This window comes from Pseudomonas sp. RGB (assembly GCF_007713445.1).
Classification (GTDB): domain Bacteria; phylum Pseudomonadota; class Gammaproteobacteria; order Pseudomonadales; family Pseudomonadaceae; genus Aquipseudomonas.
Genome location: NZ_VMSH01000009.1, coordinates 232451 through 246895 on the forward strand (window position 1 = coordinate 232451; position 14445 = coordinate 246895).

10 protein-coding genes are annotated in these 14445 nt (G+C 61.3%); 5 read left to right on the plus strand and 5 right to left on the minus strand.

The window, feature by feature from the left end:
* Nucleotides 1-3 precede the first annotated feature (3 nt).
* Nucleotides 4-771: an ABC transporter ATP-binding protein gene (locus tag FPT15_RS20180; protein ID WP_145164047.1), complete on the plus strand. Its 768-nt coding sequence runs from the start codon at nt 4-6 to the stop codon at nt 769-771.
* Nucleotides 772-782: 11 nt separating this feature from the next.
* On the plus strand, nt 783-2177 hold the full coding sequence (locus FPT15_RS20185) for an FAD/NAD(P)-binding protein (protein WP_145164049.1): 1395 nt from the start codon (nt 783-785) through the stop codon (nt 2175-2177).
* 159 nt (nt 2178-2336) lie between these two features.
* On the opposite strand, the gene FPT15_RS20190 is transcribed toward FPT15_RS20185, so the two are convergent.
* The 4 genes from FPT15_RS20190 to FPT15_RS20205 are packed head-to-tail and all read right to left on the minus strand — an operon-like array spanning nt 2337 to nt 6984.
* Entirely contained in the window at nt 2337-3593 is a 1257-nt protein-coding gene (locus FPT15_RS20190; protein WP_145164051.1) for an efflux RND transporter periplasmic adaptor subunit, read from the minus strand.
* A complete protein-coding gene (locus FPT15_RS20195) occupies nt 3583-5088 on the minus strand; it encodes a TolC family protein (RefSeq protein ID WP_145164053.1) in 1506 nt (501 codons plus the stop codon). The genes FPT15_RS20190 and FPT15_RS20195 overlap by 11 nt, the downstream gene beginning before the upstream one ends.
* Entirely contained in the window at nt 5081-6280 is a 1200-nt protein-coding gene (locus FPT15_RS20200) for an ABC transporter permease (protein WP_145164055.1), read from the minus strand. The genes FPT15_RS20195 and FPT15_RS20200 overlap by 8 nt, the downstream gene beginning before the upstream one ends.
* Complete coding sequence (locus tag FPT15_RS20205) at nt 6277-6984, minus strand: ABC transporter ATP-binding protein (protein ID WP_145164057.1); 708 nt, start codon at nt 6982-6984, stop codon at nt 6277-6279. The genes FPT15_RS20200 and FPT15_RS20205 overlap by 4 nt, the downstream gene beginning before the upstream one ends.
* 357 nt (nt 6985-7341) lie before the next feature.
* On the opposite strand from FPT15_RS20205, the gene FPT15_RS20210 reads away from it, so the two are divergent.
* The 3 genes from FPT15_RS20210 (at nt 7342) to FPT15_RS20220 (ending at nt 13264) form a co-directional block, all read left to right on the plus strand.
* Nucleotides 7342-8094: a TetR/AcrR family transcriptional regulator gene (locus tag FPT15_RS20210; protein ID WP_145164059.1), complete on the plus strand. Its 753-nt coding sequence runs from the start codon at nt 7342-7344 to the stop codon at nt 8092-8094.
* Between the two features lie 295 nt (nt 8095-8389).
* Nucleotides 8390-10750 (plus strand): YncE family protein, encoded by a 2361-nt coding sequence (locus FPT15_RS20215; protein ID WP_145164061.1) that lies wholly within the window; start codon nt 8390-8392, stop codon nt 10748-10750.
* Nucleotides 10751-10999: 249 nt separating this feature from the next.
* Nucleotides 11000-13264 carry a hypothetical protein gene (locus tag FPT15_RS20220; protein ID WP_145164063.1) on the plus strand — a complete coding sequence of 755 codons (2265 nt, stop codon included), beginning with the start codon at nt 11000-11002 and terminating at the stop codon, nt 13262-13264.
* Nucleotides 13265-13334: 70 nt separating this feature from the next.
* Here FPT15_RS20220 and FPT15_RS20225 read toward each other — a convergent pair whose 3' ends face one another.
* The gene (locus tag FPT15_RS20225; RefSeq protein ID WP_145164124.1) at nt 13335-14396 is read right to left on the minus strand and encodes an FUSC family protein; all 1062 of its coding nucleotides are present in this window, start codon (nt 14394-14396) and stop codon (nt 13335-13337) included.
* Nucleotides 14397-14445: the final 49 nt, after the last annotated feature.

Consider the following 14445-nt stretch of genomic DNA (forward strand, 5'->3'; position numbering starts at 1 on the left):
CTCATGAGCCAACCCGCTGCCGAGTCCGCCAGCCAAGCGCTGTTGACGGTCGATGACATCGAAGTGATCTATGACGGCGCAATCCTGGCGGTGGCCGGGGTGTCCTTGAGCGTGCCCAAGGGCGCCATCGTTGCCTTGCTCGGCGCCAATGGCGCGGGCAAAAGCACCACCCTCAAGGCGATCTCGGGGCTGGTGCGTGCCGAACGGGCCGAGGTCAGCCGGGGCGTGATCGAATACGCCGGCCGCGACCTTGCCGGCATCGACCCCAGCCAGCGCGTGCGTGAGGGCATGGTCCATGTGTTGGAGGGCCGGCATGTGTTCGGCCAGCTGACGGTCGAAGACAATCTGCGCAGTGGCGGCTTTGTGCGGCGCCTGAGCCGCAAGGCCATGGAGCATGACCTGGAACGCATCTACGCCTGGTTTCCACGCCTCAAGACCAAGCGCCACACGCGTGCCGGGCTGACCTCCGGCGGCGAACAGCAGATGGTCGCCATCGGCCGCGCGTTGATGACGCGGCCCACCCTGGTGCTGCTCGATGAGTCGTCGATGGGCCTGGCGCCGATGATCGTGCAGGAAATTTTCGCGATCATCGCCCAGCTCAACCGTGAGCAGCAGGTGAGCTTTTTGATCGCCGAGCAGAACATCAACGTCGCGCTCACCTATGCGTCCCAGGGTTACGTGCTGGATACTGGGCGGGTGGTCTTGGGTGGCAGCGCCGCTGAACTGCGGGCGCGCGGCGATTTGCACGATATTTATCTGGGTAAACAGTAAGGGCGATGTGCATGACTGAATCCACCCGCAACGCTGATGTCTTGATCATCGGCGGCGGCCTGAGCGGCACGATGTTGGCCGTGCAATTGCTGCGCCTGCCTGGGCAGCGTCGCATCCTGGTGATTGAGCCCCGCGCCGAACTGGGCCGTGGCGAGGCCTACAGCGCGGTCGAGCTGGGCCACACCTTGAACGGCAACGCCGCGCGCATGAGCGTCGACCCGGATAACGCCGACGACCTGACCCAATGGCTCACCGACTACATCGGCGCCGGTGGGTGGCCGCAGGCGCACCAGCAAGCGGTGCCGATCAGTGAGCTGTTCCCGCCGCGCGGGATCTTTGGGCTGTACGCGCAGCAGCGGCTGGCCGAAGCCAAGGCGTTGTCGGCTTCGACGGTGGAGCATGTGCGTGGCGAGGTCATCGACCTGCACGTGGATGAGAGCGCCACCGTGCTGACACTTGATAACGGCCAGCAACTGTGCGGCGCCTTCGCGGTATTGGCCACCGGCATGTTTCCCGCAGCGCGTACGCCGCAGACCGACTCCAGCGGCTTGAACGCGGCAGCCGTGGACCCGTGGGATGTGCAGGCGATGACCCTGATCGACCCGCAATCGACGGTACTGATCATCGGCTCCGGGTTGACCATGGTGGACGCCGTGGTCTCGCTGGAGCAGGCCGGCCATCGTGGCCCGATCGAGATTTTTTCGCGCCACGGGCTGCTGCCGCATGTGCGGCGCCAGCCGCCGGGCTGGGTGGATTTTCTCGCCGAGGACCATCGTCTGCGCAGCCCCAGGCAATTGCTGCGCGAGGTGCGCCGCCAATGCCGCCGTGCGCTGCAGCAAGGCATCGATTGGCAGGCGCCGCTGGACACCGTGCGCGCGCATGTTGCCCGTTTGTGGAGCCAGGCCAGCGACGTCGAAAAACGCCAGTTCGTGCGCCATGTACGGCCGTGGTGGGAAAGTCATCATCACCGTTCGCCGCCGTTGAGCGCGCAATTGGTGGCACGGTTGCAGGACGAAGGGCGGTTGCGCATTCAGGCAGCATCGTTCAAGGGCCTGGTGGCCTCGGACGGCGGCGTGACTGTCCGCGTGTGTCGTCGCGGCGAGCAGGAGGTGACGCAGGTTTCGGGGGCGGCGTTGATCAATTCCAGTGGCATTGAGTACGACTGGCGCCGCGTGGCCCGGCCGTTGCCCCAGCAGTTGCTCAAGCGTGGGTTGATCCAGCCCGGGCCATTGGCGTTGGGGATTGCGGCGGATGGGGCGGGCGCTGTGCTGGATGCCGAGGGCAATGTCAGCCGCCGCCTGTTCGCCATGGGCCCGCCGTTGCGCGGGATGTGGTGGGAAAGCACAGCGGTGACCGACGTGGCGATTCAGGCCAAGGCGTTGGCGTTGAAGCTGACAAATATCTAATGTGGGAGCGAGTTCAGCCGGCAGACTTCTGTGCTCTGCTTTTCTGTGGGAGCTGGCTTGCCTGCGATGCAGGCAACTCGGTACATCAGGCATAAGCAGTTGATGCCATCGCAGCGGTGCGGCGATCCGACAAGCCCGCTCCCACAGTTGATCGGCGTTTCAACTTCCAATCTTCACGAAACCAGGCTTGAGGCCAAACACTTCCACCCCCTGCGCGGTCGACTGCCCGGTGGTGACCTTCACCCGTTCCACCGGTTGATCCATCGTCGCGCGGTACTCCACGGTCATGTCAGCGCGGTTGATCGCCTGGCTGGGAACCACAATCGCCTGCGCGTTGTTGTAGGTGACGATGGTCAGCCGCGCACTCATGCCCAGCCGCACGCGTTGCAATTGCTGCGGTGTCAGTTTGGGAATCGACAACGTCACCGGAAACTGCGCGCTGCCCTGGCTGTCGCTGGCAATCGCCAAGCCACTGACCACACTCACGGAGCCGGTCAGCCGCTCACCGTCGAAGCCATCGCCCATCACTTCCACCGCCTGGCCCTGGTGCAGCTGGTTGATGTCCAGCTCTGACACCTTGGCGACGATTTTCAGCCGCTCGATGTTCGCCAGGCCGAACAGCACCTGGCCCTGGCTGACTTTGCTGCCGGCCTGCACCGGCGCGTTATTGTTGCCACCGCCTGGCGTCGACGTATTGCTGCCGGGGGCGGGCACCACGATGCCGGAGAACGGCGCCTTGACCTCCTTGCCATCGAGCAGTTTGTGCAGGGCGTCGTACTTGACCGTGGCATTGGTCAGTTCCATGTCGGCGATCTGCTTGTATTCGCCCTGGCCCTGGCTCTGCGCCTGCTGCAGTTCACTGCGGGCCGAGGCGAGGTCCAGTTGCTGCTGTTGAGTCTGTTGTTTGAGGTCGTCCAGTTCGTTGCGCGGAATGATGCCGCGCTTGAACAGGTTTTCGCTTTCGGTGAGTTTGCGCTGGGTGTTGCCGGCGGTCATTTCGGCGGTGCGCAGGCTGCGGCGCGCACGGCTGACGGCGGGGCTGCTGTCCCAGTCTTGCATCTCTTGCACGGTGCGCCGGGCCTTGAGCTGGGCGGACAACGCGTCGCGCAGCTGCACTTCGAGGGTCGCCGGGTCCATGCGCAGCAGCACCTGGCCGGCGTCGACACGCTGGCCTTGCTCCACCAGGTTGTCCAGCACGTTGCCGTCGAACGGCGCCGTCAGGGTGACGGTGGACTCGGGTTCGATCTTGCCCACCAGGCCGATCTGGTGCACGAGTGCGTCGGGTTTTACCGCCAGCCATTGCTCGGCCGTCTGGGCTTGCCCGGCGTCACTGCGATGGCTGAGCACGGCAATGCCTGCGCCGGTCAGCAGCACGACCAATACAGCGCCCAGCAGGCGTTTTTTATCAGTAGTCATTGAGGGCGATTTCCCAACTTTCCAGCGTCATGCCCAGCGTCAGGTCGAGCTGGGTCTGGGCGTTCAAATAAGCGATCAGTGCATTGAGCTGCGCGTTCTCGGCGTTGCGCAGGTCGGTCTCGAAACTCAACACCTGAAAGTTGGTGGAGCGCCCGGCACTGAGTTTTTCCCGTTCGATTTCGATCTTGCGCCGCGACAGTTCGACAGCGCGCTGGGAGATTTCATATTGACGCCAGCGGGTGCCGAGGTCGCGCACCACGTCATTGACGTTGCGTTCCAGCTCCTGACGCGCATCGGTGATACGGATCTCCTGGTCCTCTACGTTGACCCGCGCGCGCACCTCGGCCTGTCGCGTGCTGATGTCACCGATGGGGATTTGCACCTGCACGCCAGCGTAGCTGTTCCACGTGCGGTTGTTGCCGTTGCCGTTGCCGTTGCCGATGCCATTGCCGTTGTCGTTGTTGCTGTAGGCATCGCGGATCTGGTTGGCCCCGGCCACCAGGTCGACCTGCCAGCGCCCGGAATCCTTGGCGATCACCAGGTTGAGGTCGGCCTGCTGGCTGCCCAGCAAGGCGGCGAGGTATTCCGGCTGCTGGGTCTGGGCCAGGTTGAAGGCCTGGCGCTTGTCGATGGTCATTGGCCTGGCCTCCAGCGCCTCGCTGGCGCGGATGGGCGTCGACAGGTCCAGCGCCAACAGGCGCAGCAGGGCCAGGCGGCTGGTATCGAGCTGGTTCTGCGCTTCTTCGACGCCGAGTTGTTGGGTGGCGATGTCGGCTTCGGTCTGCACGATTTCGAACTCGGCCATGCGGCCTGCGCTGATCAATGCCTTGTTCACCTCCAGCAGCGTGTTGGAGCGTTTGAGCGCATCCTGGACGATGCTCAACTGCTCCTGGGCGCGCAGCAGTTCGCGGTAGGTGGCGATGATCTGGCTGATGGTCTGCGCCACGGTAGCCTTGAGATTGAGCCGATTGGCCTGTTCCGACAGGCGCGACAGGCGCAACGGCGCGGTGGTGGCGTCCCAGCCGGCGCCGCGCGCCAGCGGCTGGATGAGCGCCAGGTCGAGGCCGTCACTGCGGTAGCGGCCGGCGCGATCGGCGTTGTTCAGTTGCTGGGTCCAGGCCATGCTCAGCCGCGTGCCGTATTCGCCGAGCAAGGTGGCGTTCGGGGCGAGGTTGGCATTGCGTGAGTTATCGGCGGTGCCGCGACTTTGGCGGTAATAACTGTTGAGCGTGAGCTTGGGGTTGAACACATCTTCGGCCACGCGCAGGTCGAACTTCTGCGCCACCCGTTGCAGGTACGCGCTGCGGATCGCCGGGTTGTTGCGCAAGCCCAGGTACACCGCATCACCCAGGGTCAGGGTGGTGACCTGGGCATTCAACGACACACCGCGCTCGTAACCGCTGCGGGTGCTGCTGGGGGCGGACGGGTTGATCACCACGTCGCCAGCCATGGCCGGCAGGCTTGCGATCAGCAGTAACAGCGGCCATTTATTCATCACGCAAGGCCTCCACCGGCTGCAGCCGCGAGGCGGACACCGCCGGGTAGATGCCAAAGAACAAGCCCACCAGCAACGTACTGCCCACCCCAAGGGGCAGGGCGGCGGCGGCCAGGGCAAACGCCCAGCCCGACAGCCAGGCGTAGAGCCAGGCGGCGCTCATGCCCAGCACCGCGCCGCAAAGTGCGCCGACGGCCGTCAGGGTCACGGCTTCGAGCAGGAACAGGTTGCGGATGTCACGCTGACGCGCACCCAGGGCCATGCGGATGCCGATCTCACGGCGGCGCTCCGAGACATTCATCAGCATCACGTTCATCACACCGACGCCGCCGCCTACCAGCGAGATCGCACCCAGCGCCAGCAACAAATAGGCGAACGTGCGGCTCTGACGGGTCATGCCATCGATCATTTGCTGGGGCACCTGGATGTCGACATCGTGGTCGGTGAGTTGGCGTTTCAAGGCGCTGGAGGCGTCGCGGGCGATGCGCTCCATGTCCTGGCCTGGCGTGGCGCGGATAATCACGTTGCCGATCTGCGGCGTCGGGTAGATGCGGCGCATGCCTTCGGCGGGGATGAACAGCGATTCGTTGGCCTGCACTGGCATGAGCATGGCGCGGGCCTGGTTGTGCAGGATGCCCACTACCAGAAACAGGTAGTCGTTGATGCGTATGCGGTCGCCCGGTTTCAGCGGATCACCCGGCATACCCAGGGCCTGAGCGAGCTGGTCGCCGATCACGGCGTAGGTCTCACTGGCGTCGAAAGGCGAAAGAAATCGCCCGTCGCGCACCACCAGGCGCATGGCGTCCTTGATATCGGCTGTGGTGCCGACCAGGTTGGCGTTAGCCGTGCGGCCGTGGAACACGATGGGGCCACCGAACACACTGAGGGCACCGATATGGGCAATGCCCGGCACGGTGTCGCGCACGGCCTCAAGGTCGAGGCTGGCGCGCATCGGGGCGCTGCTGTTGCCTTTGGGCGGAAACTGGGCGACCAGGGTGTCGGTGCCCATGTCCTTGAAAATCATCGCGGCATCCACCGCCGCGTTATGGCCGATATTGATCAAGGCCACCACCGATGAACTGCCGATGACGATGCCCAGCAGCGCCAGGACCGAGCGCTTGCCCAGGGTGCGCAGGCTCACGAACGCTTCGTGCAGCAGTTGGCTCAGGCTCTGCTCGACCCGCAAGCTCATAGGCGCCCGGCCTCATGCACCACGCCATTGCGCACCAGGATCTTGCGCTCCAGACGCTCGGCGATATGCGGGTCATGGGTGACGATGATCAGCGTCACTTGCTGCTCGCGGTTGAGGCCCAGAAGCAGATCCATGATTTCCTGCGCCGTGGTGCTGTCGAGGTTGCCGGTGGGTTCGTCGGCAAGAATCACCGAGGGTTTGCCGACCAGCGCACGCGCAATTGCCACGCGTTGACGCTGGCCGCCGGAGAGGTCGGCGGGGCGATGGTGGGCGCGCTCGGCCAGGCCGACCTGTTCCAGCATGCGCAACGCCTGTTCCACCGACTCGTGGCGCGACACGCCGCGGTAACTCAAGGGCAGGGCGACGTTGTCCAGGGCGCTGAGGCGCGGCAGCAGGTTGAAGCTCTGGAACACGAAACCGATCTGCTGATTGCGGATCGCCGCCAGCTCGTCGGGGCTGGCGCTGAAAATATCGTGGCCGGCGAAGTGGTATTGGCCGCAGTTGGGCAAATCCAGCAGGCCGAGGATATTGAGCAGGGTACTTTTGCCGGAGCCAGAGGCGCCGAGAATGCCGCAACTGTCGCCGCTGGCGATGGACAGGCACACATCATTGAGGATGGTCAGTTCCTGGCCGGCAAGCTGATAGCGTTTGCCGATGCCTTGCAGGGAGATCAAGCCTGGGTGCGCGGGGGTCTCTGTCATCATGACTACGCCTGCAGTCTCGACGGTGCCGCTTGCGCCCGGTAAATCCTTGTAACAAGTTCGGGAGCTGCCTGGTACGCGTCACGGACTGGTTTTATTTCTTGTTTTTAAAATATTGTTTGAATAGTAACCGCGTTCCATGCGCTTCGCCAGCCATGGATGTAGAGCGGTTTTACCCTTTGAAACGATTTTATCGCGCAAGCGTTCAGGTGACTCGCGATCCCTTCGGCGAGTCGCAGAAGTCCCGGTTATACAGGCTTTTAGATGGATAGCGCAGTGTCAGTACTTGCTTTCGAAGGGCCGCCCCGGTATAAAAAATCAAATTATTTTTTAAAACAATATTTCCCCCGTGGAACTCCTATGGTCGCGAAGAAACTCAGCGCTCCAAACGTTACCAAGACTCGACTGCTGGATGCGACAGAGGCTCTCTTCATCAAGTACGGCTACGACGCCGTTCTGCTCCGGCAGATTACCGAGCGCGCCCAGGTGAACCTGGCCGCCGTGAACTATCACTTCGGGGACAAGGATTCCCTGATGAAAACCCTGCTGATGCAGCGCCTGGAGCCGCTCAACGAGCAGCGCCTGGAACTGCTCGCGCGCTGTGAAGCCGAATCCGATGGGCCCCTCGATTGCGATACCTTGCTTGGCGTGCTGTTCGCCCCGGCCATGGGCCTGGAGCGCAGTGACCCGGCCAGCGGGGAAGGGCGCTCATTCATTCGCTTCCTGGGTCGGGTTTACAGCGACACCTCGCCGTTTATCCAGGAATACCTCAAGGTTCATTACCAGCCGGTTTTTCAGCGTTTTTTTGAGGCGTTTGCGCTGGCCTTGCCGGACCTGCCCCGCAATGAGCTTGGCGTGCGCCTGCAATTTGCCCTCAAGGCGATTTCCGGGGTGATGGCGGGGACGGAACTGCGCCTGCTGATGAACTCCATGAGCCTGGGCCGCCCGGCCACGGACGCCGAGGTGATGGCCAAATTGATCACGCTGGTGTCGGCCGCGATTCGTGTGCCGCAGCAAAGCGCTGAGGCTGAAACCGCGTTGGCCAAGGTGCTGGATACCCAGCGCGCCATTCGTGAACAAGCGGTTGCACCCGCGACCAAGGCCGCGCGATAAGCTTTTATTCAGGGCAAAAAAAAGCCCGCTGGGGCGGCGGGCTTGATGTGCAACGTTTGTAACGGATGAGGCTTCACCCTACGTCTGCGGATGTGAATAAATCGTGAAAAAAATGTAAGAAAATGGGTGGGTAACAACAGATTGTCGATCCTGTTGTTGCCTGTCGGATTTTTCCTGCAAGCCTACCATTCGTCGCCACTGTCAGTTCTGACAGTAGATTCGATGAGTGCCCCAAGCGCTTCATCGACCTTGCCCGTCGCGCCGTTTCAGCGCGCTAAACCAGCAAGGTATGGCCATGACCACTCCCACTGAAGAACTGTCTCCACCCCCTTATTCGGTCTACCCTGCTGTCCGATTGGCTGAGGCGCTTTACCCGGAAACCGCGACCTGGGGTCTGGGCCAGCGCGAAACCGACCCCTACGCGCTCTTTACCTTCGAGAACTGGTACGCGGCCACCGTCAACGATCTTTACGCGATCTACTGGCGCGATTCGAGTATTGCGGTGGCCTCGGCTGTCGTCACCAAGGTGGCTGATCGCTACAACCTGGCCATCCCCAAGACCAAGATTCCGGAAGGTGAATTCCCGGTGTTCGGCCAGGTCACGCGCGCTGCCAGCGGTCAATTGGTGCGCTCCCTTCCTGAAACCTACCTGGTCAAAACCAAGCGTCCCGGAGGCCTCACGTTCTGGGCTGCGGAGCAATTCCACAGAGGCTTGATCCTGTCGGTTGAGGGGTTCCCGGCGGGTTCGATCCTTAATCCCGGCAACATTACCGGCGGGTTGTGGTGCCTGATTACCAAGTACGAAAACATCCGCAAGAACGACACCATCACCGTCGCCTACGGCGCCACGACCATCGACCATGTTGTCAGCCCCGACGAGGCTGCCGGGCCGGGGCCGATCCGGGTTTTTATCAGCCCGTCGGTTATCCAGGCAGGCAACCTGTACGGCGCGGTAGGCGTGCAGTTTATGGTGCGCGATGTGGTGAACAACACCTCCGGCGAGAAGTACGCCTATTCCCGGCCCTACATCCTCAACAGTGAACTGGACCCCAACCTGCTGGACCCGCCGATTTTCACGGTCAACGACGTCGAAGCCTCCGTCGTTGATCTGGATCTGTCCAGCGCGGCACATTTCGCGGCGCTGGTCACCTTGCCGCGCAAGACGCCGACGCCGAGCCCGAGCAACCGCGTGGTGCTCATATTGGTGATCACCCAGGTTACCGAGTACGGCGAGTCAACCCGAACAATTCGCTTGCCGGCGGTGACCGACAGAAACCTGCGGGGCGAGAGCATTCCCATCGGCAACGGCGTATTCAGCTCGTTGATGGAGGCCAAGATCAGCCTGAGCTTTGAGTGGCAAACCGCTGGGGGTGTGGTGCTCAATCGCTCGGGCACCAGTGTGGTTCAAGTGGTCGGTACGCCAGCGTTGCGGCTGCTGGCGCCGGCCTTCGATAACAAAACAGGTCCCCAGATTGTCTTCGCCAGCAACTATCCGAGTGGCGCCGTCGTGGCCGTGGCGTATCAGGGCATGACTGAGGCGCAGATCATCAGGCTCAAATGGACCTTTGCCGATGGCACTGTCGCCAGTATTCCTGTGCAGGCCGGGGTCAGCAGCGGCCTGGTGCTGTTTTCCATCAGCACCCAAATCCTCGCGCAAAGCCCAGGCCAGCTCATCAAGCTGTCTTATGAGGTGACGACGGGGACCAAGACACAATCTTCGGCTATTCAGGAGCTGACGTTTCAAGCCCAGGGCGGCGGGTTGACCGAGACGGTTGACATCGGGATGGCCCCCCACGGGATCAGTATCACCAGCGATGGGCTGCGGGCTTTTGTAACCTGTCAGTTTAGCCATTCGGTTTCAGTGATTGATATCAAGGCGCGTAAAGTCATTTACACCCTCTTCAATGTGAACTCGGCGTTTCTGTCGGTGCTCAGTCCAGACAACCGGCGTCTGTATGTGGGCAATTTTGATGGGTCAAGTTACACCGTCATTGATACCTCCACGTACAGGATTCTTTCGACGGTTCAGATCGCGGGCGGCAACGACCTTTCGGGGCTCGCCATTACGGCGGATGGCTCGCGATTGTTTGTCGCCTGCACCCGAAATTCCTTCGTGTCGGTCCATGATGCCGCCTCGGGCGCCGTTCTGGGTCGGGTCTCCGTTGGGGTGAACCCGTTCGGCGTGGCGGTCAACCCGGAACAAACACAGGTGCTCGTCGCTTCAGCCTCGGTGTTGGATATCATCAGCGCCGGTACCCGCAATGCGCTCGTGGCGAGAATCAGCGGTACCAATCGGCCCGTGCAAATTGCCTTCAGTGCGGGCACGCCGGCGCGCTACGCCTATGTCAGTGACGTTGATGGCGTCCTGGTTGTGGACCTTATGAGTAACGTCATCATCCAGAAAATCACGGGTATCAATTGGGCGTGGGGCATCACGCGAAACCCGAATGCTCCGGAACTCTGGGTGGGCGGCGTGGGCCCTGGCGGCATTGGGTCCAATCGCGATTCGGTGTACATCATCAACACCAACACAAACCAGGTTACTAAACGCCTCACCGGGTTCAGCAACGCTGCAAACATAGCCTTCTCGCCCGCCGCCGGCGTAGCACTGGTCGTCAATAATGGCTCGGACAGTGTGAGTTTCGTCCCGGTTTAAAGTCTTTGGTGCCTCACCTAACACGCACAGGACGTGCATGGGACAGCACTGCGTCAACGCAGGCTGTCCCTTTTTCGTTAACGCTTGCAACGACTTGCCGGCCTGGCGGCTCCCTGACGCCGTAAAACGGTCTCTACCATTTGTCGCTACTGTCAGTTCTGACAGTAGATTCGATGACTGTCCCAAGCGCTTTATCGACCTTGCCCGTCGCGCCATTTGCGCGCGCCCCAACCCAGCAAGGTGATGGCCATGACCACCCCCACTGAAGAACTCTCACCGCCGCCGTATTCGGTCTATCCGTCTGTTTCACTGGCTGAGGCCCTGTACCCGGAAACCGCGAAGTGGGGGCTGGGTCAGCGCGAAACCGACCCAAATGCGCTCTTTACCTTCGAGAACTGGTACGCGGCCACCGTCAACGACCTTTACGCGATCTACTGGCGGGACTCGAGCATTGCGGTGGCCTCGGCCATCGTCACCAAAGTGACTGATCGCTACAACCTGTCCATCCCCAAGACCAAAATTCCGGAAGGCGAATTCCCGGTGTTCGGCCAGGTCAAGCGCGCTGCCAGCGGGCAATTACTGCGCTCCATGCCTGAAACTTACCTGGTGAAGACCAAGCGTCCCGGTGGCCTCACGTTCTGGGCATCCGAACAATTCCACAGAGGCTTGATCCTGTCGGTTGAGGGGTTCCCGGCGGGTTCGATCCTTAATCCCAGCAACATTACCGGCGGGTTGTGGTGCCTGATTACCAAGTACGAAAACATCCGCAAGAACGACACCATCACCGTCGCCTACGGCGCCATGACCATTGACCATGTGGTCAGCCCCGACGAGGCTGCCGGGCTGGGGCCGATCCGGGTTTTCATCAGCCCTTCGGTTATCCAGGCGGGCAACCCGTACGGCCCGGTGGGTGTGCAATTTATGGTGCGCGATGTGGTGAACAACACCTCCGGCGAGAAGTACGCCTATTCCCGACCCTACATCCTCAACAGCGAACTGGACCCCAGCCTGCTTGATCCGCCGATCTTCACGGTCAACGATGTCGAAGCCTCCGTCGTCGATCTGGACCAGTTCAGCGCGGCACGGTTTGCGGCGCTGGTCGCGTTGCCGCGCAAGACGCCGACACCGAGCCCGAGCAACCGCGTTGTGCTCACAGTGGTGATCACCCAGGTGACCGAGTATGGCGAGTCAACCCGTACGCTTCGTTTGCCGGCGGTCACCGACAGAAATCTGCGAGGGGAGACCATTCCTATCGGCAACGACGTGCTCAGCTCGCTGACGGATGCCACGGTCAGCCTAAGGTTCGAGTGGCAAACCGGCACGGGCTCGCCACTGGGACGGTCGGGCACCACCGTGGTCAGGGTGGTAGGCACACCGACTCCCGATGTGTTGCCCTACCCAACACTCAACGGCGCTTCAAACACTGCGCAAGCGACGACAGTTGACCCGTTGGCCATTCAATACAACACCGGCGTGACAGTTAAATACCCTGGCATGCTCGCCACGGACAGCATCACACTGAGTTGGATTTATCAGGATGGCAGTCAATATCAAACAACCCTGAGTGGTCATGCGAGTGGCACCGTAGTATTCGATCTGACGGCGGCTCAAGTGCTGCATAACAGTGTCAATAGCCGGGTGCAGTTGCAGTATTCGATTCAACGGGCTGGAAGAACAGCTCAGTCAACCGTTCAAACCGTCACAGTCGGTGCAATTGCGCCAGCCCTGTTGCCGACACCCACAATTAATCATCAAGCCAATGGAACGGTCATCGACTTGAACAACTTCGCGGGCAATGCTCAGTTGTCGTTGAGTCAATGGCCGTTAAGTAAAGCAGGCCAGCGTGTATGGATGACGTTGATAGGAGAGGGGCGATCGCAGGAGGTGCTGACGGATTATGTGGTCACGACTCACGATGCGATAAATGGCCTGGTGAATCAGGCAGTGCTGCGTAATGTTTTGACGGCGCTGCCGAGGAACTCCAGGTTTCAGATTGAGACTCGAGTGGCCTACGATGGCGGCACGGACAAATGGCGAGCTGTAGTGTTTCCAACAGCGAGCTACATAATTAACGATTCGTGGACGGACGCTGTATCCAACTTTCCGGGTGGAAGCTATGGACCCTGGAGTACCGGTGCAGGTGCGGCGGGTGGTTACATGTCAGGTACGGGCTTTCAAGTCGTCACCGCACTCTGGCCGGCATCGAATGCGGGTGTCTTGTTCAATGCGGTGCGTAATTTCAATAGCGCTCATCGTTATCGGGTTGATGCAACTATTTATAATCAGTCGGGTTATAACGATCCGCTTCTGGCTATATTTGTGGCTGGGCAAACCCTCAAAGGCCCAGTCTCCATACCTCGGCAGCAATGGTATGTGCTGGACGCCGAGTTTGTCGGCAGTATGGGCGGTGCGGAAGTTGTGCTTTATAACTACCAGGCCAAAGGCGGCGGCAGTGGTGCGGAGGGTGGCAATGACTTTATCGTCAATTCGGTGCGCATCACCCGTCTGACCTGATCATCCGTCATGCTTGAGCGTGCGCCGGGACAGCGTTACCTAACCGTACGCTGTCCCTTTTGCATTCTCGTCAAATCTTCCAGTGACTCGCCGTCTTGGCCAACCGCTGGCGCATGGCATCCACATTCGCCGCCAGTTGCAACGTCAATAACCGATACCCGTCCAGCGCATTCTGTACCGGCGCTTCCAGCGCCTCGTCATCCGTTGTGTGCGTGGCAGGCCGTTCCAGCCGCTCGGTAAACCCCAGCTTCAATGCCCGCGCCATGCCCACTAACTGCACCCGAATCTGCCGGTGCTCCGCCTTCAACATCACCTGCATCCGCGCTATCGCCTGTTCGTCGCGCGGGTCGGGCCGGGTATTGCCGAGAATCTCCAGGGTGCTGATGCACATGCGCAGATGCCGTTGGATCGCATCCAGTTCGGTCATGGAGATGCGCACTTCCTTGGACACCGACGGCATCAACGAGCGCAACTGCAGCATTGCCGCATTCAAGCGGTTGAGCAGCTTCAAGTGTTCATCATCGGTGACCGACTGGCCGCTGATGATTCGGCTATAGATTTGCGCGCAGTCACGCAACGCGCTGGCCAGGTTGTAGCGCCACGAGTACACCGCGTACAGCGGCAGGGCGAAGGAGAACGCCAGCGCCAACACGATGCCGATCAGAATGTCGACGGTGCGCCACAAGCCGTCGGATATCGGATTATCCCCGTGCCCCGCCACGATAAACACCGTGATCGCCGACAACAGCGCGATGTAACCGCCCTTGCCGATGGCGTGATAGGAAAAGAACCCGCACACCACCGACATCAACAGATAAGTCAGCAGCGGCTGGCCGAAATAGGCCTGTTGCACCACCAGCAACAAGCCGACGCTGGCGCCGATCAAGGTGCCGTAAGCACGCTCCACAGCCTTTTTGCCGATATTGCCGTGGTGCTGCAAACCGCCGATCACGATCAGCATGGTCACCGAGGCCCACTCGCCGTGCGGCAGGTTGATGCCGGTGGTGAGCAAAATGGTGGCCAGCAAACCGATGGACACGCGCACGGCGTGGATCAGCTTGGCATGGCGATAGCGGCGGTAGGGGTCGAGCAAGGGGCGCAGCAGGCGCCGGGCGAACGCGGGCAAATGCAGGTTCATCGGTATAAACGTGGCCTCAGTAGTCAGTGCGAACGCGGTCTAA

Coding starts and splice junctions, on each gene's coding strand:
- FPT15_RS20180 (WP_145164047.1), top strand. CDS start 4: ATGAGCCAACCCGCTGCCGAGTCCGCCAGCCAAGCGCTGTTGACGGTC.
- FPT15_RS20185 (WP_145164049.1), top strand. CDS start 783: ATGACTGAATCCACCCGCAACGCTGATGTCTTGATCATCGGCGGCGGC.
- FPT15_RS20190 (WP_145164051.1), bottom strand. CDS start 3,593: ATGACTACTGATAAAAAACGCCTGCTGGGCGCTGTATTGGTCGTGCTG.
- FPT15_RS20195 (WP_145164053.1), bottom strand. CDS start 5,088: ATGAATAAATGGCCGCTGTTACTGCTGATCGCAAGCCTGCCGGCCATG.
- FPT15_RS20200 (WP_145164055.1), bottom strand. CDS start 6,280: ATGAGCTTGCGGGTCGAGCAGAGCCTGAGCCAACTGCTGCACGAAGCG.
- FPT15_RS20205 (WP_145164057.1), bottom strand. CDS start 6,984: ATGATGACAGAGACCCCCGCGCACCCAGGCTTGATCTCCCTGCAAGGC.
- FPT15_RS20210 (WP_145164059.1), top strand. CDS start 7,342: ATGGTCGCGAAGAAACTCAGCGCTCCAAACGTTACCAAGACTCGACTG.
- FPT15_RS20215 (WP_145164061.1), top strand. CDS start 8,390: ATGACCACTCCCACTGAAGAACTGTCTCCACCCCCTTATTCGGTCTAC.
- FPT15_RS20220 (WP_145164063.1), top strand. CDS start 11,000: ATGACCACCCCCACTGAAGAACTCTCACCGCCGCCGTATTCGGTCTAT.